Annotated in this window: 22 protein-coding genes; 5 read left to right on the top strand and 17 right to left on the bottom strand. The window is 65.8% G+C overall.

The features are described 5' to 3' along the window. Nucleotides 1-5: 5 nt before the first annotated feature. The 3 genes from HZY97_RS12880 to sucC all read right to left on the bottom strand — a co-directional run bounded on the left by HZY97_RS12880 (nucleotide 6) and on the right by sucC (nucleotide 3,169). Entirely contained in the window at nucleotides 6-935 is a 930-nt protein-coding gene (locus HZY97_RS12880; RefSeq protein ID WP_180144133.1) for an electron transfer flavoprotein subunit alpha/FixB family protein, read from the bottom strand. Continuing rightward, entirely contained in the window at nucleotides 932-1,684 is a 753-nt protein-coding gene (locus tag HZY97_RS12875; protein WP_180144131.1) for an electron transfer flavoprotein subunit beta/FixA family protein, read from the bottom strand. Before HZY97_RS12875 ends, HZY97_RS12880 begins: the two co-directional genes overlap by 4 nt. A 282-nt stretch (nucleotides 1,685-1,966) precedes the next feature. Continuing rightward, nucleotides 1,967-3,169, bottom strand: coding sequence for an ADP-forming succinate--CoA ligase subunit beta (sucC, locus tag HZY97_RS12870; protein ID WP_180144130.1), 1,203 nt, complete (start codon nucleotides 3,167-3,169; stop codon nucleotides 1,967-1,969). 159 nt (nucleotides 3,170-3,328) lie between these two features. Here sucC and HZY97_RS12865 point away from each other — a divergent pair, with 159 nt between their 5' ends. Genes HZY97_RS12865 through HZY97_RS12850 form a run of 4 tightly spaced genes read left to right on the top strand, consistent with a single transcriptional unit; the run spans nucleotide 3,329 to nucleotide 6,999 of the window. Then, nucleotides 3,329-3,817 (top strand): hypothetical protein, encoded by a 489-nt coding sequence (locus HZY97_RS12865; protein ID WP_180144128.1) that lies wholly within the window; start codon nucleotides 3,329-3,331, stop codon nucleotides 3,815-3,817. Between the two features lie 23 nt (nucleotides 3,818-3,840). Beyond that, nucleotides 3,841-4,341, top strand: coding sequence for a sterol desaturase family protein (locus HZY97_RS12860; protein WP_180144126.1), 501 nt, complete (start codon nucleotides 3,841-3,843; stop codon nucleotides 4,339-4,341). A gap of 34 nt (nucleotides 4,342-4,375) precedes the next feature. Next, nucleotides 4,376-4,807, top strand: a complete 432-nt coding sequence (gene msrB, locus HZY97_RS12855) for a peptide-methionine (R)-S-oxide reductase MsrB (protein WP_180144609.1) — start codon at nucleotides 4,376-4,378, stop codon at nucleotides 4,805-4,807. A gap of 41 nt (nucleotides 4,808-4,848) precedes the next feature. After that, nucleotides 4,849-6,999 (top strand): transglycosylase domain-containing protein, encoded by a 2,151-nt coding sequence (locus tag HZY97_RS12850; protein WP_180144124.1) that lies wholly within the window; start codon nucleotides 4,849-4,851, stop codon nucleotides 6,997-6,999. Between the two features lie 50 nt (nucleotides 7,000-7,049). Here HZY97_RS12850 and HZY97_RS12845 read toward each other — a convergent pair whose 3' ends face one another. The 3 genes from HZY97_RS12845 to HZY97_RS12835 are packed head-to-tail and all read right to left on the bottom strand — an operon-like array spanning nucleotide 7,050 to nucleotide 8,733. Then, nucleotides 7,050-7,727 carry a M48 family metallopeptidase gene (locus HZY97_RS12845; RefSeq protein WP_373684365.1) on the bottom strand — a complete coding sequence of 226 codons (678 nt, stop codon included), beginning with the start codon at nucleotides 7,725-7,727 and terminating at the stop codon, nucleotides 7,050-7,052. Further along, nucleotides 7,721-8,155 carry a YcgN family cysteine cluster protein gene (locus HZY97_RS12840; RefSeq protein WP_180144122.1) on the bottom strand — a complete coding sequence of 145 codons (435 nt, stop codon included), beginning with the start codon at nucleotides 8,153-8,155 and terminating at the stop codon, nucleotides 7,721-7,723. Before HZY97_RS12840 ends, HZY97_RS12845 begins: the two co-directional genes overlap by 7 nt. Continuing rightward, nucleotides 8,152-8,733 carry an SCO family protein gene (locus HZY97_RS12835; protein ID WP_257215032.1) on the bottom strand — a complete coding sequence of 194 codons (582 nt, stop codon included), beginning with the start codon at nucleotides 8,731-8,733 and terminating at the stop codon, nucleotides 8,152-8,154. Before HZY97_RS12835 ends, HZY97_RS12840 begins: the two co-directional genes overlap by 4 nt. Nucleotides 8,734-8,802: 69 nt before the next feature. Between HZY97_RS12835 and HZY97_RS12830 the strand changes: the two genes are divergently transcribed. Beyond that, on the top strand, nucleotides 8,803-9,417 hold the full coding sequence (locus HZY97_RS12830; protein WP_180144118.1) for an ankyrin repeat domain-containing protein: 615 nt from the start codon (nucleotides 8,803-8,805) through the stop codon (nucleotides 9,415-9,417). Between the two features lie 3 nt (nucleotides 9,418-9,420). Here HZY97_RS12830 and HZY97_RS12825 read toward each other — a convergent pair whose 3' ends face one another. The 11 genes from HZY97_RS12825 to HZY97_RS12775 form a co-directional block, all read right to left on the bottom strand. Further along, nucleotides 9,421-9,918 carry an MmcB family DNA repair protein gene (locus HZY97_RS12825; protein WP_180144116.1) on the bottom strand — a complete coding sequence of 166 codons (498 nt, stop codon included), beginning with the start codon at nucleotides 9,916-9,918 and terminating at the stop codon, nucleotides 9,421-9,423. Between the two features lie 49 nt (nucleotides 9,919-9,967). Continuing rightward, nucleotides 9,968-10,603, bottom strand: coding sequence for a cell wall hydrolase (locus HZY97_RS12820; protein ID WP_180144115.1), 636 nt, complete (start codon nucleotides 10,601-10,603; stop codon nucleotides 9,968-9,970). Nucleotides 10,604-10,758: 155 nt separating this feature from the next. Then, complete coding sequence (locus HZY97_RS12815; RefSeq protein ID WP_180144114.1) at nucleotides 10,759-11,100, bottom strand: DUF1491 family protein; 342 nt, start codon at nucleotides 11,098-11,100, stop codon at nucleotides 10,759-10,761. After that, on the bottom strand, nucleotides 11,097-11,600 hold the full coding sequence (locus HZY97_RS12810; protein WP_180144113.1) for a PaaI family thioesterase: 504 nt from the start codon (nucleotides 11,598-11,600) through the stop codon (nucleotides 11,097-11,099). Before HZY97_RS12810 ends, HZY97_RS12815 begins: the two co-directional genes overlap by 4 nt. Beyond that, a complete protein-coding gene (locus HZY97_RS12805; protein WP_180144112.1) occupies nucleotides 11,560-12,027 on the bottom strand; it encodes a PTS sugar transporter subunit IIA in 468 nt (155 codons plus the stop codon). The genes HZY97_RS12810 and HZY97_RS12805 overlap by 41 nt, the downstream gene beginning before the upstream one ends. Before the next feature lie 43 nt (nucleotides 12,028-12,070). Next, nucleotides 12,071-12,658 (bottom strand): ribosome hibernation-promoting factor, HPF/YfiA family, encoded by a 588-nt coding sequence (hpf, locus tag HZY97_RS12800; RefSeq protein WP_180144110.1) that lies wholly within the window; start codon nucleotides 12,656-12,658, stop codon nucleotides 12,071-12,073. A gap of 72 nt (nucleotides 12,659-12,730) precedes the next feature. After that, on the bottom strand, nucleotides 12,731-13,423 hold the full coding sequence (gene dnaQ / locus HZY97_RS12795) for a DNA polymerase III subunit epsilon (RefSeq protein ID WP_180144108.1): 693 nt from the start codon (nucleotides 13,421-13,423) through the stop codon (nucleotides 12,731-12,733). A gap of 7 nt (nucleotides 13,424-13,430) precedes the next feature. Next, the gene (coaE, locus tag HZY97_RS12790; protein ID WP_180144107.1) at nucleotides 13,431-14,024 is read right to left on the bottom strand and encodes a dephospho-CoA kinase; all 594 of its coding nucleotides are present in this window, start codon (nucleotides 14,022-14,024) and stop codon (nucleotides 13,431-13,433) included. After that, nucleotides 14,021-14,830: a shikimate dehydrogenase gene (gene aroE / locus HZY97_RS12785; RefSeq protein WP_180144105.1), complete on the bottom strand. Its 810-nt coding sequence runs from the start codon at nucleotides 14,828-14,830 to the stop codon at nucleotides 14,021-14,023. Before aroE ends, coaE begins: the two co-directional genes overlap by 4 nt. Next, nucleotides 14,827-15,423 (bottom strand): nucleoside triphosphate pyrophosphatase, encoded by a 597-nt coding sequence (locus HZY97_RS12780; protein WP_180144103.1) that lies wholly within the window; start codon nucleotides 15,421-15,423, stop codon nucleotides 14,827-14,829. Before HZY97_RS12780 ends, aroE begins: the two co-directional genes overlap by 4 nt. Further along, nucleotides 15,420-16,244 carry a pyruvate, water dikinase regulatory protein gene (locus HZY97_RS12775; RefSeq protein WP_373684358.1) on the bottom strand — a complete coding sequence of 275 codons (825 nt, stop codon included), beginning with the start codon at nucleotides 16,242-16,244 and terminating at the stop codon, nucleotides 15,420-15,422. Before HZY97_RS12775 ends, HZY97_RS12780 begins: the two co-directional genes overlap by 4 nt. Between the last annotated feature and the right edge of the window lie 91 nt (nucleotides 16,245-16,335).

The following is a 16,335-nucleotide window of genomic DNA, read 5'->3' as shown; positions in this document are numbered from 1 at the left end:
GCGCCTCAAAGCTTCTCGGTCAGCTCCGGCACCACCTTGAACAGGTCGCCGACCAGGCCATAGTCCGCCACCTGGAAGATCGGGGCGTCCTCGTCCTTGTTGATCGCGATGATCGTCTTGGAGTCCTTCATGCCGGCGAGGTGCTGGATCGCGCCCGAGATGCCGATCGCGACATAGACTTCCGGAGCGACGATCTTGCCGGTCTGGCCGACCTGATAGTCGTTGGGAGCATAGCCCGCGTCCACGGCGGCGCGCGAGGCGCCGACGCCGGCGCCGAGCTTGTCCGCCAGCGGATCGATCAGCGCGTGGAACTGCTCCGACGAGCCGAGCGCGCGGCCGCCCGAGACGATCACCTTGGCGCTGGTCAGCTCGGGACGCTCGGACTTGGCGATCTCGGCACCCGCGAAGGTGGAGAGGCCCTTGTCGCCCTCGCCCGACACGGCTTCGATCATGCCCGAGCCGCCGGTGGCCGAAGCCTTGGCGAAGGCAGTGCCGCGCACGGTGATCACCAGCTTCTTGTCGCTGGTCTGCACCGTGGCGATCGCGTTGCCGGCATAGATCGGACGGGTGAAGGTGTCGGCACCCTCGACCGAGAGGATGTCCGAGATCTGCATCACGTCGAGGCCGGCGGCGACGCGCGGCGCCACGTTCTTGCCCGTGGTGGTTGCGGGGAAGAGGACCGCATCATGATCGGCCATCAGGCCGGTGATCAGCGGTGCGACGTTCTCGGCGAGGAAATGCTCATAGGCCGCGTCATCGGCGACATGGACCTTGCCCACGCCTTCGATCGCCGCCGCCTGCTTGGCCACGCCGTCGACGCCCTTGCCGGCGACGAGGAGATGGACTTCGCCCAGCTTCGCAGCGGCGGTGACCACGGCGAGCGTTGCGTCCTTGAGGTTCTGATTGTCGTGCTCGACCCAGACCAAAGTCTTCATTTCACGACTCCCAGACCCTTGAGCTTCTCGACCAGCTCGTCGACCGAGCCCACCTTGATGCCGGCCGAGCGCTTGGCCGGCTCGACGACCTTGAGCGTCTTGAGGCGCGGGGCCACGTCGACGCCGTAATCCGCGATGGTCTTCTTCGCGACCGGCTTGGACTTGGCCTTCATGATGTTCGGCAGCGTCGCATAGCGCGGCTCGTTGAGGCGAAGATCGGTGGTGACGATCGCGGGGAGCTTGAGGTCCACGGTCTCGAGGCCACCATCGACTTCGCGGGTGACCTGCACGCCCTGTCCGCCCAGCTCGACCTTCGAGGCAAAGGTGCCCTGCGGCCAGCCGAGCAGCGCGCCCAGCATCTGGCCGGTCTGGTTCGAATCGTCGTCGATCGCCTGCTTGCCGAGGATGATCAGCCCGGGCTGCTCTTCCTCCGCGACCTTGGCGAGGAGCTTGGCGACGGCCAGCGGCTCGATCTCGTCATCGGTCTGGATCAGGATCGCGCGGTCGGCACCCATGGCGCGCGCAGTGAGCAGCACATCGGTTTCCGCCTTGGCGACGCCGATCGTGACAACAACGACTTCGGTCGCGGCGCCCTTTTCCTTCAGGCGCACGGCTTCCTCGATCGCGATCTCGTCGAACGGGTTCATGCTCATCTTGACGTTGGCCAGGTCGACCCCGGTCCCGTCCGCCTTCACGCGAGGCTTCACGTTATAGTCAAGCACGCGCTTGACCGGCACCAGAACTTTCATTGAAATCCCTCTCCCTCGGTGGAAGGTCGGCAATGCCGATCGCTAATGAACGAGAATCGATTCAAGTCCACCCCAAAAGCGCGTCCAGCATACCCGATCATCGAAAAAGCGGCGCGAACTGCCTTGTTACGGAGACGAGACGGACTCACCGTATATTCGGGAGCGACGTAGCGGCGCCCTAGCGTCGAGCGCCCGCAGGGACCGGACGCAAAAAGGGCGGAAGACCGGGTTCCGGTCCTCCGCCCATTTTTTCGGAAAATCGCCGCGAGCGGCGAAGCAGGCTCAGGCGGCCAGCTTCTTCACTTCGGCCACGATCTTCTTCGCGGCATCGCCCAGGTCGTTCGCCGGAACGATGGCGAGGCCCGAATTGGCGAGGATTTCCTTGCCCTCGGCGACATTGGTGCCCTCGAGGCGCACGACCAGCGGCACCGAGAGGTTCACTTCCTTCGCCGCGGCAACGATGCCCGCGGCGATGATGTCGCACTTCATGATGCCGCCGAAGATGTTGACCAGGATGCCCTTCACGTTCGGATCGGCGAGGATGATCTTGAACGCCGCGGTCACCTTCTCCTTCGAAGCGCCGCCGCCGACGTCGAGGAAGTTGGCCGGGAACATGCCGTTGAGCTTGATGATGTCCATCGTCGCCATGGCGAGGCCGGCGCCATTGACCATGCAGCCGATGTCGCCGTCGAGCTTGATGTACGCCAGGTCGTACTTCGAAGCTTCGAGCTCGGCGGGATCTTCCTCCGACTCGTCGCGCAGTTCGGCGAGATCCTTGTGGCGGAACATCGCATTGCCGTCGAAGCCGACCTTGGCGTCGAGGACGAGGAGGTTGCCCTGCTCGGTCAGCGCCAGCGGGTTGACTTCGATCTGCTCGGCGTCGGTCGCGAGGAACGCGGCGTAGAGCGACGAGGCGACCTTGGCCGCCTGCTTGGCGAGGTCGCCGGTCAGGCCGAGCGCGGCAGCGACGGCGCGGCCGTGATGCGGCATGAAGCCGGTCGCGGGATCGACCGAGAAGCTGTGGATCTTCTCCGGGGTCGAGTGGGCGACTTCCTCGATGTCCATGCCGCCTTCGGTCGAGACGACGAAGGCGACTTCGCTGGTGGCGCGATCGACGAGGAGCGCGAGGTAGAATTCCTTGGCGATGTCGGCGCCGTCGGTGATGTAGAGGCGGTTGACCTGCTTGCCATGCTCACCGGTCTGAATCGTCACCAGCGTGTTGCCGAGCATGTCGGTTGCGTGGGCGCGGACTTCGTCGAGCGAGAAGGCAAGCCGGACGCCGCCCTTCGCATCGGGGCCGAGCTCCTTGAACTTGCCCTTGCCGCGGCCGCCGGCATGGATCTGCGACTTCACGACGAAGAGCGGCCCAGGCAGCTTCTTGGCGGCCTCGACGGCCTCCTCGACGGTGAAGGCGGCAAAGCCGGCAGCGATCGGCGCGCCAAACTTCGCGAGCAGTTCCTTGGCCTGATATTCATGGATGTTCATGGGGACGCGCCCTCGTCTTTTGTGGGGAAGGGGTTTGCGGCTGCCTTAAGCACGGAGCGCTGGGGAATCCAAATCTTTTCGGCGCAAATGCGATTGCGAGGTAATTGCAATAGTAGCTTGTGGTGGCCGCTCCCGGAACCCATTGCTAGGGGCGCATTTATGACTCTCGCCCTTGCCACTGCGCTGTTCCTCACACCCGCTCCGGATCCCGCCCATGCCGCACTCGATGCGCTTGTCGGCTGCTGGGAAGCGCCGGGCGAAGTAATGGGCAAGCGCGTGGCGACTCGCGTGCGCGCCGCGTGGCGCCTGGGCGGGCGCTATCTCCTGCTCGAGTCGCACGGGCTCGACCCCGCCGATCCCTATGACGCGGCGATCGTCATCGGTGACCATGACGGCGACAAGCTCAGCGCCTGGTGGATGGACAGCTTCGGCGCCGGCTACAGCGCGGCGGGCAAGGGGCGGACCGAGCAGGGCGGGCTCGCGATCGATTATGCCTATCCCGATGCGGTCTACGCCAACCGCCTGGCGCCCGAGGGCAAGAGCTGGCGCTGGACGATCACCGCGCGCAAGCCCGATGGCAGCGAGAAGCCGTTCGCTTCCTATACGCTGACGCCCGCCAAATGCGGCGACACTGGGTTCGCCTTCTGAACGAGAGCGCCTATCTAGCGATCATGCCCGTCTGGATCGGCCTTGCCCTGTTTTGCGCGACCATCGCCGCGATGGAGAGCTTTGCCTGGGCGATGCACCGCTGGGTGATGCACGGGCCGGGCTGGTTCCTGCACGCCAGCCACCACCGCGCCCGCAGCGGCTGGTTCGAATGGAATGATCTCTATGCAGTGATCTTCGCCATCCCCTCGATCATCCTGCTCTATGGCGGGGTGCAGGCGGGCTGGTGGCCGGGCTCTACTTGGATCGGCGCGGGAATCGCCGGATATGGCGCAATCTATTTCGGCTTCCACGACGTGATCGTCCACCAGCGCGTGGCGCACCGCTATGTGCCGCGCTCGCGCTACATGAAGCGAATCGTCCAGGCGCACCGGTTGCACCACGCCGTCGAATCAAAGCACGGCACGGTCAGCTTCGGCTTTCTCTGGGCGCCGCCCGCCGAGGAATTGAAGCGGCAATTGAAGGTCAACAAGGGTTTAGCCCGCTTCCGCGCGAACCCGGATTGACGCGGACCCCGGGCACGCACACATGCTTGATGCCATGGAGCATCTGAACCTCCCCGAGTCCGAATGGCGCAAGCGCCTGACCCCGGAACAGTTTCACGTGCTGCGCGAGGCGGGTACCGAACGCGCCTTTGCCGGCCGTTACACCGACAACAAGGCCGACGGCGTCTATGCCTGCGCCGCGTGCAAGCTCGAGCTGTTCGACAGCCTCGACAAGTTCGACTCGGGCTCGGGCTGGCCGAGCTTCACTCAGCCGATCGACCCGGCCAATGTTTCCGAACACGCCGATGTCAGCCATGGCATGCGCCGCGTCGAGGTGCGTTGCGCGCGCTGCGACGGGCATCAGGGCCATGTCTTCCCCGACGGCCCACCGCCGACGGGACTGCGATATTGCATCAACTCGGTGAGTCTCGATTTCCGTTCACGTGGCGGAAACCCGGCTTCGGCTAGCGACTCCACCACCGCCTGAACCTTGTGACCAGGCCGAATAGGGCTTAATCGACCCCCCCGATGGCATCCAACCTGCCCGCAGTCATCCGCAGGTCCAAATGGCGTGACCTCGCCTTTTGGAAGCGTGTAACCTTCTGGACGCTGATCGGCGGCGGCAGCCTGGCGCTGCTTGCCTTCATCGCGCTGCTCATCGCGGTCTATTCGACCAAGTCGACGCTGCCGAGCTTCGACGAGCTCAAATCCTCGCCCAACGGCCAGATGATCCGCGTCCATGCCGCCGACGGCACCGTGCTCGTCTCGCTCGGACCGAGCTATGGCGAGTGGATCAAGTACAACCAGATCCCGCAGGTGATGAAGGACGCGATCATCGCGACCGAGGATCGCCGCTTCGAATCGCACTGGGGCGTCGATCCGGTCGGCGTCGCCCGCATGTTCTGGCGCGCCAAGCAGCTGCATGACGAGGGCCGGCGCCTGCAGGGCGGCTCGACGATCACCCAGCAGGTGGCGCGCACGATCTTCCTGTCGAACAAGTACGACCTCGGCCGCAAGGTGCGCGAAGGCGTGATCGCGCTGGCGATGGAGCGCAAATTCTCGAAGGACGAGATCCTCGAGCTCTATCTCAACAAGGTCTATTTCGGCGGCGGCGCCTATGGCATCGACGCGGCGAGCCGGAAGTTCTTCGGTCATTCGGCGACCAATTTGACCTTGGCCGAGGCGGCGGTGATCGCCGGCCTGGTCAAGGCGCCCTCGCATTATTCGCCGACCGCCGACGCAGACGCCGCGATCAGCCGCGCCAGCGTGGTGCTCGACCTGATGGCCGAGACCGGCAAAATCAGCGACGCCCAGGCAAAGGCGACCGATCCGCGCACCGTGGCGCTCGCCCCCGAGCCCAAGCAGAACAGCGTGCGCTATTTCACCGACTGGGCGCTGCCCCAGCTCGAAGTGCTGATCGACGAGACCGAGGCCCCGCTCGAAGTGTGGACCACGCTCGACCTCTCGATGCAGCGCGCCGCCGACGATGCGATCCGTGCCAATGCGCCGAAGAATGCCCAGGGCGCGCTGATCGCGCTCGACCGCGACGGTGCAGTGCGCGCGATGGTGGGCGGCAAGGATTATGTCGCGTCGATCTACAACCGCGCGACTCAGGCGACCCGCCAGCCGGGCTCGGCCTTCAAGCTGTTCGTCTACCTGACTGCGCTCGAAGCGGGCCACAAGCCCGATGACCTGGTGGTCGACGAGCCGGTGACGATCAACGGCTGGAGCCCGCGCAACAGCTCGGGTGCGTTCCGCGGCGAGATGAACATCCGCACCGCCTTCGCCTATTCGGTCAACACGATCGCGGCGAAGCTCGGCCAGGAAGTCGGCTTCGGCGACATCGCCAATATGGCGCGCCGCTTCGGCATCACCACCCCGGTGGACACCCATCCGGCCATGGTGCTCGGCACCTCGGACGTGCGCCTGATCGACATGACCCGCGCCTTCGCCTCGGTGGCGAGCAAGGGCGTGGCGGTGACGCCCTATGGCATCACCCGCGTCACTGCGAACGGCGCAGTGATCTACCAGCACGAGGTCGACACCAGCCATGTGCTCGTCGCCCCCTATGTCGCCGCGCAGATGACCGACCTGATGCAGACGGCGGTGGCCACCGGCACCGGCCGTGCCGCGCAGATCGGCCGTCCGGTGGCGGGCAAGACCGGCACCACCACGTCGAACAAGGATGGCTGGTTCATCGGCTTCTCGAGCGGAATCACCACCGGCGTATGGATGGGCCGCGACGATGCCAAGGTCGTTCCCGGCCTGCAGGGCGGCACCGCCCCGGCACGCGCCTTCCATGATTTCATGATCAAGGCGGTGGCGAAGCGCCCGGCCGAGGCCTTCGACACGCAGGTGACGCTGCCCGAATATCAGCTCGACGAAGAGAACAGCGCCTATGGCGAGCCCGACAACGGCATGTTCGTCGACCAGGACGGCAATCCGCTGCCCCAGGACCAGCAGCCGCGCGGCGACGGCACCGACCAGCAGGAGCAGCCGCAGCCCGGGCAGCAGCAGCCCCAGGGCGACGAGCAGCTCGACCAGGACTGGATCGACCGGATGACCGGCAAGCGGGCTCCAGCACCTGCACCCGCCCCGGCGCAGCGCGATCCGCGCGATGCCCCCCGCCAGCCGGGTCCGGCACCGCGGAACGAAGCGCCGCGCGGCGAGCAGCAATAATCCCGCGCCCTTCCTGATCCCCGGCGAAGGCAGGGGATCAGTTCAGGCGGTTACTTGCCGTACCAGTGCAGCCCGGAACCATTGCGCCGCAGCCACGCCCGCGCGCGGTCCGGATCGCCTTCGTAGAGCTCCGCGACCACGCGGTGGAACGCGGGCGAATGATTCATATGGATGCGGTGCGCGACTTCATGCGCGACGGTGGAGCGGCGGACGAAGCTCGGCGCCAGCAGCAGCCGCCAGCTGTAGCGGATCTGGCCCGACGAGGCGCAGCTGCCCCAGCGTCCGCGCGGGTCGCCGATCGAGACCTTGGTGACGCTCACCCCGGCCCGCTCGGCATATTCGGCGGTCTCCTCGCTCAGCAAATCGAGCGCCGCCTGGCGAAGCCAGCGCTCGATGCGCTTCTCCAGCCCCTCGCGCGGGCCGCCGCAGAGCAGCCGGTCGCCGTCGAGCTTCGGGGTGCGGCCGCAGCCGGCCGCGGGCCAGACGATCTCGACCTCGGCATCGCCCAGCGGAATCTTGGCGCCGGGCTCAAACGGCCGCGCCTCGGGCATTTTCGCCTGCTGCAACGCGATCCAGCCCTGTTGTTCGCGCGCCCAGTCCATGGCCTTTTTCAACGAGGCACGCGGCGGGAGCGTGAGCTTCACCTTGCCGCTGCGGGGATCGACCGAGAGCCGCATCCGCCGCGCACGCGCGTGACGGACGACTTCGATCTCCGGCTGGGTCACAATTCGCGGTCCACCAGATGATGCTCGAAATCGATCACATCGTCCTCGCTGACCGTCCAGCCCCGGGTCGACTGGCCCGCGGCATGGACCGACTCGGGGTCGCCGCTCACCAGATAATGCCAGTCGGGCAGCGGCTTTCCTTCACCGCGCAGGCGATAGGCGCAGGTGGAGGGGAGCCACTCGATGTTGCCGACGTTGTTGGCGTTCAGCCGCACGCATTCGGCGACATAGGCGTGGCGATGCTTATAGTCGGAGCAGCGCCCCATCCGCCGGTCGAGCAGGCGGCAGGCAACATTGGTGGCGAGGAGCTCACCGGTCTCCTCGTCCTCCAGCTTGTGGATGCAACATTTGCCGCAGCCGTCGCAAAGGGATTCCCATTGCGCCCGGTCGAGCTTTTCCAGCGGCAGATCTTCCCAGTATTTTCCGGTCATCGCACCCAATGGTCGAGCTGCGCCACCATTGCCGCAGCATCCTTCTCGATCGGCAGCGACGTGATCGGCTTGCCGTCCGGATCCATTAGATAGGCAATCTGGCTGTGCCCTACCAGATAGCCGCCGCCGGCACCGGGGGCTTCCTTCCTGGCATAGACCGCATATTGCTTCTCGACCGCCGCGATCGCCGCCGGGCTGCCGGTGAGGCCGACGACGCGATCGTCGAAATTGCGGACGAACTCGCCGACCACCTGCGGGGTGTCACGCTCGGGGTCGACAGTGATGAAGATCGGCACGATCTTCGCCGCCTTGGCCGGCGCGCTCTTGTCGAGCGCCTTCATCGCCTGGCCGATCTTGAGCATGTCGGTCGGGCAGATGTCCGGGCAATAGGTGTAGCCGAAATAGACGATGCGATATTTGCCGGCGAAATCGCTGTCGCGCACCGGCTTGCCTGCCTGGTTGGTCAGCGTGAACGGCCCCCCGATCCGCGCGCCGGTGAGCGGCGCTTCCTCGGACACACCGCTGCAACCGGAGACGATCAGCAGCAAAGGTGCAAAGCTTTGAAATATCCTGCTCATGGTATCCACAGCCATGATCTGATAGTCCGGGGCTTGCAAGCACTGCCGCTATGGGGTTTGGGCAAAGACATGATGGTTCGCGTAATCGGTGCCGCCGGCGCCGCCCTGCTGACGCTCGCTGCCGTACCGGCATCGGCCCAGCAATTCTCCGACAGCTATAATTTTCTCCAGGCGATCCGCGAGACGGACGGCACCAAGGTGAACAAGTTCCTCGAGGACAAGTCGCTGCGGATCGTCAACACCAGGGACCGCAATACCGGCGACGGCGCGTTGCACATCGTCGTGCGGCGCAGTGACTCGACCTATCTGCGCGTGCTGCTCCAGCAGGACGACATCAACGTCAATCTCCAGGACGGCCGCGGCAACACGCCGCTGATCATCGCGGCCGAGCGCGGCTGGGACGAGGGCGTGCAGATCCTGATCAAGTACGGCGCCAATGTGAACATGCCCAATTCAAGCGGCGAAACCCCGCTGATCCGGGCCGTCCAGGTCCATGATGCCGATGTCGTCCGCGCGCTGCTGACCGCGGGTGCCAATCCGGACCGTACCGACAATGTCACTGGCAAGTCGGCACGCGACTATGCCCGCGACGAGACGCGCTATCCGCAGATCGCCAAGCAGCTCGCCGATGCTCCCAAGGGCGGCAAGTCGGGCGGCATGGGCGCCGCGGGACCGAAGCTCTAAGCCTTAGAAGCTCGCTTCCGCATCGGGATCGAGGATCTGGATGACCCGGCGCGCAGCGCGCCGGGCAAAGGCCAAAGTGCATTTCTTGCGGGTGGGTGCCGGCAGCGGCACCGTCGCCGCCTCGCGCATCACCGCCGCATCATAGCGATCGGCGACGATGATCCCCGCGCGCGCGGGCAGGAAGCCTTCCTGCTCGAGCGGGCGCAGGTCGAAGCCCTCGGGCACCGCCCAGAAGAAGCGGTCGCAATGCGCGAGATAGTCGGTCCATTTGCCGTCGCCGAGCAGATCGGCGCGCGAGACCTTGATCTCGACGATCACGATATTGCCGCGCGCATCGATCGCCATCAGGTCTGCGCGCCGGCCGCCCTCGAGCGGTACTTCGGCGAGCGCGACGCAATCGTGGCGAAGGAGAAGACGGGTGACGCCGCGCGCCACCTCGGCGGCGATCAGGGGATCATTGGGAAGCGGGTCTTCCTGAATCGAAACAGCCGGAGAGTTCATCCCCGGCTGCTTAGAACATTAGGCGAACGCGGGAAACCCCGCGACTCACTCAACGATAGAAAACGTGATTGCCCACCGAACCGACGCGCGGGCGCTTCCAGCTCGGCTTCACATAGCGCGCGTGGAAATAGAGCGCTTCCGGAACGGGCGAATTCCACTGTTCCTTCATCGCCACCTGGGCAACGGCGAGCGCCTTCTTCCACTGGCCATTTGCCGGCGGAGTCGGCAGCTTGCCGCCGCGCACGAACGAGAACTGGCCGCGCTGGGTGACCACACCGCAGACCGAGCGCGGGAAGCGACCCGATTCGGTGCGGTTGAGGACCACGTCCGCCACGGCGAGCTGGCCGGCGAGCGGCTCGCTCTTGGCTTCGTAATAGACGCTCACGGCGAGGCAGTTGAGCTCGCTGTCGAGCGACGCGGGCGCGTCCTGCGCTGCCACGGCTTCGGACAGGGAGTCGAAATCTTCGTCCGCAGTCGCATTGGGGATCTGCTGGACAATCTCCCCCTTGATGGGGAGCGGCGCGGCCTGGGCGGCCGGCGTGGGAACAACCTGGTGTTCCAGCGAGTTGACCATCTGAACCGGCGAATCCTGGTTCAGCGTCACATCGAGCGTGGCGGCGTTCGCAAGCGCGCCAGCGCAAAAAGTCACGGTCGCGAAAGCCGCGACGCGGTGGATGAGCTTCATTATTATTCGTTACTGTGCGGTTGGTGCGCGGCCGGTCCGGTTTCTCATGTGGACCGCCGGGCTTCCCCCCCGACTGCGTAACCGACCGACTTCACACCCCGGGCAGCACAACGCGATTGATAGTGGAGCGCCTTTCGCTTCGCGCGGGCGCAAAGTCAATTCGCCGCGATCGTTTCAGCGGCGAAGCGTTCCGCATCCGCGATGTCCAGTTCAACCACCCAAAGGTCGGAATCGCTGTTCCGACGCCTTTTCCAATAGGCGGTGACCTCGGTGTCATCGGCGAAATCGCGGGGTCCGGCGGGGATCAGGGCGGCCTTGCCGGAGGCGCCCAAGCCGCGCTCGACGAAGCGCGGATTGGCGCCCCGCTCGACTAGCAGGAGCAGGATTGCCCCCGCCGTCGCATCACCCTTGGCCAGCACCATCGCGCCACCGCCCGCCCCCTCGGCACGCCGGATCAACGCATTGACCAGCACGCCGGTGGCCAGCCGGGACATCATCGCTTGGTATAGCCGGGCAGCGAGGAGAGCGGGATGCGCGAGCGCATGAAGGTACCAGTGCCGCGCGCCGCTTCCTCGCCGGTTGCGTCGATCAGCCGCGCCTCGCCGACGAACACGCGGCGCTGGCCGCTGACCCAGCGGCCTTCCGCGACCACCGGGCCGGGGCCGAGCGGCTTGGTGAGCAGCAGGTTGAACTGCGTGGTTAGCACGAAGCGATCGGTGACCAGGCTGTTCACTGCATAAAAGGCGGCATCGTCGAGCATCTTGAAATAGCTCGTGCCGTGCGCCGCGCCGGCGGCATGGAAATAGCGCTCGTCTATCGTGAAGCGGATACGCGCGACGCCGGGCTCCGGAATCTCCAGAACCGAATCGAACAGACGGTTGATCGGCGCCGCGGCATAAAGCGACTCCAGGGCCCGGAAATGCGCCTCCGCCCCGGTGGCTTCAGGCCCGGTCACCTCAGGCAGCGTCACGCGCCTCCACGCCGGCGAGCAGCGCATAGAGCGCGTCCTGCGAGCCCGCCCCGCGCAGCTTGGCCGCGGTGGTCTTGTCACGCAGCGCGCGCGAGACACAGGCCAATGCCTTCAGGTGATCGGCGCCTGCGCCCACCGGCGAGAGCAGCATGAAGACAAGGTCGACGGGCAGCTCGTCCACCGCGCCGAAATCGACGGGCTTTTCCAGCCGCACGAACACGCCGCAGACGCGGCGGATCGCATCGAGCTTGCCATGCGGAATGGCGATGCCCGCGCCGAAGCCGGTCGAACCCAGCTTCTCGCGTTCGGCGAGCGTTTCGGTCACGGCACGCGCGTCGAGGCCGTAAGCCTCGGCGGCGGCAGCCCCCAGCGCAGTGAACAGCGCCTTCTTGCTAGCAACACTCACGCCGGAGAGCACAGCCTCCGGCACGAGCAATTCAGTGATGGTCGTCATCGATAGTCCAGTTGAGGTCCGCCCCCCGGGGCCTGCCTAATACTCAGGCCGCGCGATTGGGTTCCACCCAGCCGATCGTCCCGTCGCCGCGCCGATAGACCATGTTATGGGCACCCGTCGCGCTATTTCGAAACAGCAGCGCGTTGGTGTGGCGGAGATCGAGCATCATAACTGCGTCCGAAACGGTGGCATCGGGCACGTCGACCCGGGTTTCGGCGATGATCAGCGGTGCATCCGAAGGCTCGTCCTCATCGGCCGCCTCCTGGAAGAGCGTGTAGCCCGCATTATTGTCATAGGCGCCATTCTCGGCGAACGCGCTGACCACGCCGTTCTGGCGATCCTTCAGCCGGCGCGTGTAACGCCGCAGCTGCTTGTCGATCCGGTCGGCGGCACCGTCGAAGGCGCCATGCGCCTCCATGCCCTTGTTGGTCGCCTTGAGTACCAGCCCCTGGGTCACGTGCATCACGATGTCGCAGGTGAAGCCATTGTCGTGCGGCCCCTTGCCGAAGGTCGCCTGGGACGAGATGGCGCGCGAGAAATACTTTCCCGCAATCCCCTGGAGCCGTTCGTTGACCTGCGCCTTGAGCGCAGCGCCCGTTTCGACCTGATGCCCAGAAACCCGGATGTCCATCTTCACCTCCGCTTTTACGAGGACGTTAGCTGGGGCGGGGTCCCAGCCCTTTGACCCTGGCCAAAGCCGGGCTCAACTGGCTGCGGCGGCGCCCCAGAGCGGCTCCTCCATCTTAGAGAGAAAGGCTGCGTGGCGCTCAAGTTCCGCCGCGCTCGCCGTAAACTGTCGCGCGGGGCGCACATGTACCCGCATCGGCGCTTCCGCCGGGGTCTCGCGCATTACCGGCGCGTCCACCGCCAGCCCCAAAGTGATCTGCCGGCCGCCGGTCAGCTCGACATAGACCTGCGCCAGCAGCGAGGCGTCGATCAGCGCGCCGTGCAGCGTGCGCTGGGTAAGGTCGATGCCGTAGCGCGAACACAGCGCGTCGAGTGTGTGCTTGGCGCCGGGATGCTTCACCCGCGCGATTGCCAGCGTATCGACCATACGGGAGAGGTCGACGATCGGCCGGCCGCACTTGATCAGCTCGCCATTGACGAAGCCGAAGTCGAAATTGGCGTTGTGCGCGATCATCGGGCTGTCGCCGATGAACTCGAGCATGTCCTCGACCACGTCGTGGAACAGCGGCTTGTCCGACAGGAACACTTCGGAGAGGCCGTGGACGTTGAACGCCTCGATCGGCATCGGCCGCTGGGGATTCACATAGGCGTGGAACGTCCGCCCGGTCATCACCCGGTTGACCAGCTCGACACATCCGATCTCGACCAGCCGGTCGCCACCCGAGAAGCTGAGCCCGGTGGTTTCGGTGTCGAACACGATTTCACGCATTTGTCACTTATCCTCCCGTGCGGCCCGCTAGGCAAGCGATGACATCGCGCACCGCGGCGCGCGTCTCATCCAGCGAACCGCCTGTCGGAATCACGAAGTCCGCCCGGGCGCGCTTGCCGGCATCGGGCAGCTGGCGGCCGAGGATCGTCTCGAAACGCTCCACCGTCATGCCCGGCCGGGCGAGGGTCCGCGCGCGCTGGACCTCCAAAGGTGCGGAAACCACCGCGACTCGATCGACTCGGGCATCGCCGCCGGTCTCGAACAGCAAAGGCACGTCGAGCACCACCAGGCTCGCCTCGGCATGGCGGCTCAGGAACGCCTCGCGCTCTTCGCCAACCGCTGGGTGGACAATCGCCTCGAGCCGGGCAAAGGCCGCCGCGTCGCCGAACACCCGCGCACGCAGCGCGGGGCGGTCGACGCCTTCGGCACCGGTGGTCCCGGGAAACACTTCCTCGATCGCCGCGACGATGCGCCCGCCCGGCCCCTGAAGCGCGTGGACTGCTTCATCGGCGTCGAACACCGGTACGCCCTCGTCGCGGAACATGCCCGCAACGGTCGACTTGCCCATGCCGATCGAACCGGTGAGGCCGAGCCGAATCATGCGATCAGCAGGGCCCGCAGTTCCTCGTCGCGGTCGCGCGGCGGCTCGGCGCCGAAGAACAGCTCGAAGGCGAGCGCGGCCTGGCCGACCAGCATTTCGAGCCCGTCCACCGTATCGAGCCCCCGATCATGCGCCTGGGCGAGCAGATCGGTCTCGAGCGGCGCATAGACCGCGTCATAGACCACGGCATCCTCCGGCAGCGGCGAAAGGTCGATCGCGAGCGGCGGCTGGCCGATCATGCCGAGCGCACTGGCATTCACCAGCAGCGCGGCGGACGGCAGCTTGCTGTTCAGGGGGAGCGCCTCGCCCTTGATCCCGAAGCTGGAAAGCAGGGCCGCGCCCTTGAGCACATTGCGGTTGAGCAATGTCACTCGGCCGATCCCCACTTTGGACAGTGCGAACAGGATCGCCCGCGCTGCGCCACCGGCACCGATCACCACTGCGTGCGCACCGTCGAGATCGAGCCCGGCGATCGGGGCATAAAAGCCCCCCGCATCGGTGTTCGTCCCGATCAGCACGCCGTCCTCGGCACGCAGCACGGTATTAATCGCACCGATCGACTCGCGGATGCCGCCGCGGTCCTCGACGAATTCGAGCGCGGCCTGCTTGTGGGGCAAGGTGATGTTGCAGCCGCGCCAATTCGGATCCTGACGGCGCGAGTCGAAATATGCGGCGAGACCTTCGGGCGTCACATGCGCGCGGCGATATTCGGCCTCGATGCCGAGCTGCTTCAGCCAGAAACCGTGGATCAGCGGCGACTTGGACTGGGCGATGGGGTCGCCGATCACTTCGGCATAGGCTGTCATGACGTCAATATTCCCCGGGTGCGCAGATAGGAGAGGATCGGCAGCAGCGGCATACCGAGGATGGTGAACTGGCTGCCGTCGGTGCGGCTGAACAGCTGGACGCCGGGACCTTCGATCCTGAAGCAGCCGACGCAGCCGGCGATCGCCGGCCATTCGACATCGAGATATTGCTCGATGAATTTCTCGGAAAGCGGGCGGACATGAAGCTTGGCGCGATCGACATGGCGCCACACCGCGCGGCCGCCCTCGGCGATCACGGCGGCGCTGTAGATGTCATGCGTCCTGCCGGACATCCGGCGGAGATGATCGGCGGCCTGTTCCCGGCTCTCCGGCTTGTCGAGCAGCGAGCCGTCATCGAGCGCGACCAATGAGTCGCCGCCCAACACCAAAGCGCCGGGCACCAGGCCGGAGACCTTCAATGCCTTGAGCTCGGCCAGCGCATCGGCGAGATCGCGCGGGGAGATACCGTCAGCGAGCAGCGATTCCTTGGCCGAGGCTTCATCGACCTGCGCCGTCACTGCCTCATGCGGCACCCCGGCATCGTTGAGCATCGCCCGGCGCGAGGCGCTTTGCGACGCGAGTACGAGTTTCATTGGTTTCCTTTTTCGAGCGTACGCTCGTTGCAGAGCTGGATGATCGCCGCGGCGGTCTCTTCGATCGAGCGGCGCGTCACGTCGATCACCGGCCAGCCATTGTCGGCGAACATCCGCCGCGCATAGGCAACTTCGCGCGTCACTGCGTCCTGCTCGACATAGCTCGTCTCGGTCGCCTGATTGAGCGAGAGCAGCCGGTTGCGGCGGATCTGGATCAGCCGGTCGGCACTGGTGGTGAGGCCGACGATCAGCGGATGCTTGAGATGATAAAGCTCGGGCGGCGGCGGCGATTCGACCACGATCGGGATGTTGGCCGTCTTGTAGCCGCGGTTGGCCAGATAGATCGAGGTCGGCGTCTTCGATGAGCGCGACACGCCGGCGAGCAATATGTCCGCCTCTTCCCAATCCTCGGCGAGCAGCCCGTCGTCGTGCGCGATCGTGAACTGGATCGCATCGACGCGCGCGAAATAGGCGGCGTCGAGCGTGTGCTGGCGGCCGGGGCGCGCCTTGGCTTCCTGGCCGAGCAGGTTGGATAGCGCGTGGTTGACCGGATCGAGCGGCGCGATCGCCGGCAACCCCATCGCCCGGCAGCGGCTTTCGAGCGTGCGGCGCGTCTCGGGATTCACCAGCGTGAACAGCACCAGCCCGGGGTTCTGCGCGATCTCCTGGAGGATCCGCTCGAGATGCGCTTCGCTGCGTACCATCGGCCAGAAATGGCGGAGCGTCTCGACGTCGTCATATTGCGCGAGCGCCGCCTTGGCGATGTTCTCCAGCGTTTCGCCGGTGGAGTCGGAGAGGAGGTGGAGGTGTAGGCGCATCACACCGTTGGTGAATCTGTGGAGAACATGCCCCACAGTCACTAGCGCAACCGGACGCACGAACCAATCGAGTCAAATCCGGGACTCGTGCTCG

The sequence above is a fragment of the Sphingomonas sp. R-74633 genome (assembly GCF_013416555.1).
In the GTDB taxonomy this organism is placed as follows: Bacteria; Pseudomonadota; Alphaproteobacteria; order Sphingomonadales; family Sphingomonadaceae; genus Sphingomonas.
This window is presented reverse-complemented; position numbering and strand designations above follow the sequence as displayed.

Coding starts and splice junctions, on each gene's coding strand:
- HZY97_RS12880 (WP_180144133.1), bottom strand. CDS start 935: ATGAAGACTTTGGTCTGGGTCGAGCACGACAATCAGAACCTCAAGGAC.
- HZY97_RS12875 (WP_180144131.1), bottom strand. CDS start 1,684: ATGAAAGTTCTGGTGCCGGTCAAGCGCGTGCTTGACTATAACGTGAAG.
- sucC (WP_180144130.1), bottom strand. CDS start 3,169: ATGAACATCCATGAATATCAGGCCAAGGAACTGCTCGCGAAGTTTGGC.
- HZY97_RS12865 (WP_180144128.1), top strand. CDS start 3,329: ATGACTCTCGCCCTTGCCACTGCGCTGTTCCTCACACCCGCTCCGGAT.
- HZY97_RS12860 (WP_180144126.1), top strand. CDS start 3,841: ATGCCCGTCTGGATCGGCCTTGCCCTGTTTTGCGCGACCATCGCCGCG.
- msrB (WP_180144609.1), top strand. CDS start 4,376: ATGGAGCATCTGAACCTCCCCGAGTCCGAATGGCGCAAGCGCCTGACC.
- HZY97_RS12850 (WP_180144124.1), top strand. CDS start 4,849: ATGGCATCCAACCTGCCCGCAGTCATCCGCAGGTCCAAATGGCGTGAC.
- HZY97_RS12840 (WP_180144122.1), bottom strand. CDS start 8,155: ATGACCGGAAAATACTGGGAAGATCTGCCGCTGGAAAAGCTCGACCGG.
- HZY97_RS12835 (WP_257215032.1), bottom strand. CDS start 8,733: ATGAGCAGGATATTTCAAAGCTTTGCACCTTTGCTGCTGATCGTCTCC.
- HZY97_RS12830 (WP_180144118.1), top strand. CDS start 8,803: ATGATGGTTCGCGTAATCGGTGCCGCCGGCGCCGCCCTGCTGACGCTC.
- HZY97_RS12825 (WP_180144116.1), bottom strand. CDS start 9,918: ATGAACTCTCCGGCTGTTTCGATTCAGGAAGACCCGCTTCCCAATGAT.
- HZY97_RS12820 (WP_180144115.1), bottom strand. CDS start 10,603: ATGAAGCTCATCCACCGCGTCGCGGCTTTCGCGACCGTGACTTTTTGC.
- HZY97_RS12815 (WP_180144114.1), bottom strand. CDS start 11,100: ATGATGTCCCGGCTGGCCACCGGCGTGCTGGTCAATGCGTTGATCCGG.
- HZY97_RS12810 (WP_180144113.1), bottom strand. CDS start 11,600: ATGCGCTGCTCGCCGGCGTGGAGGCGCGTGACGCTGCCTGAGGTGACC.
- HZY97_RS12805 (WP_180144112.1), bottom strand. CDS start 12,027: ATGACGACCATCACTGAATTGCTCGTGCCGGAGGCTGTGCTCTCCGGC.
- hpf (WP_180144110.1), bottom strand. CDS start 12,658: ATGGACATCCGGGTTTCTGGGCATCAGGTCGAAACGGGCGCTGCGCTC.
- dnaQ (WP_180144108.1), bottom strand. CDS start 13,423: ATGCGTGAAATCGTGTTCGACACCGAAACCACCGGGCTCAGCTTCTCG.
- coaE (WP_180144107.1), bottom strand. CDS start 14,024: ATGATTCGGCTCGGCCTCACCGGTTCGATCGGCATGGGCAAGTCGACC.
- aroE (WP_180144105.1), bottom strand. CDS start 14,830: ATGACAGCCTATGCCGAAGTGATCGGCGACCCCATCGCCCAGTCCAAG.
- HZY97_RS12780 (WP_180144103.1), bottom strand. CDS start 15,423: ATGAAACTCGTACTCGCGTCGCAAAGCGCCTCGCGCCGGGCGATGCTC.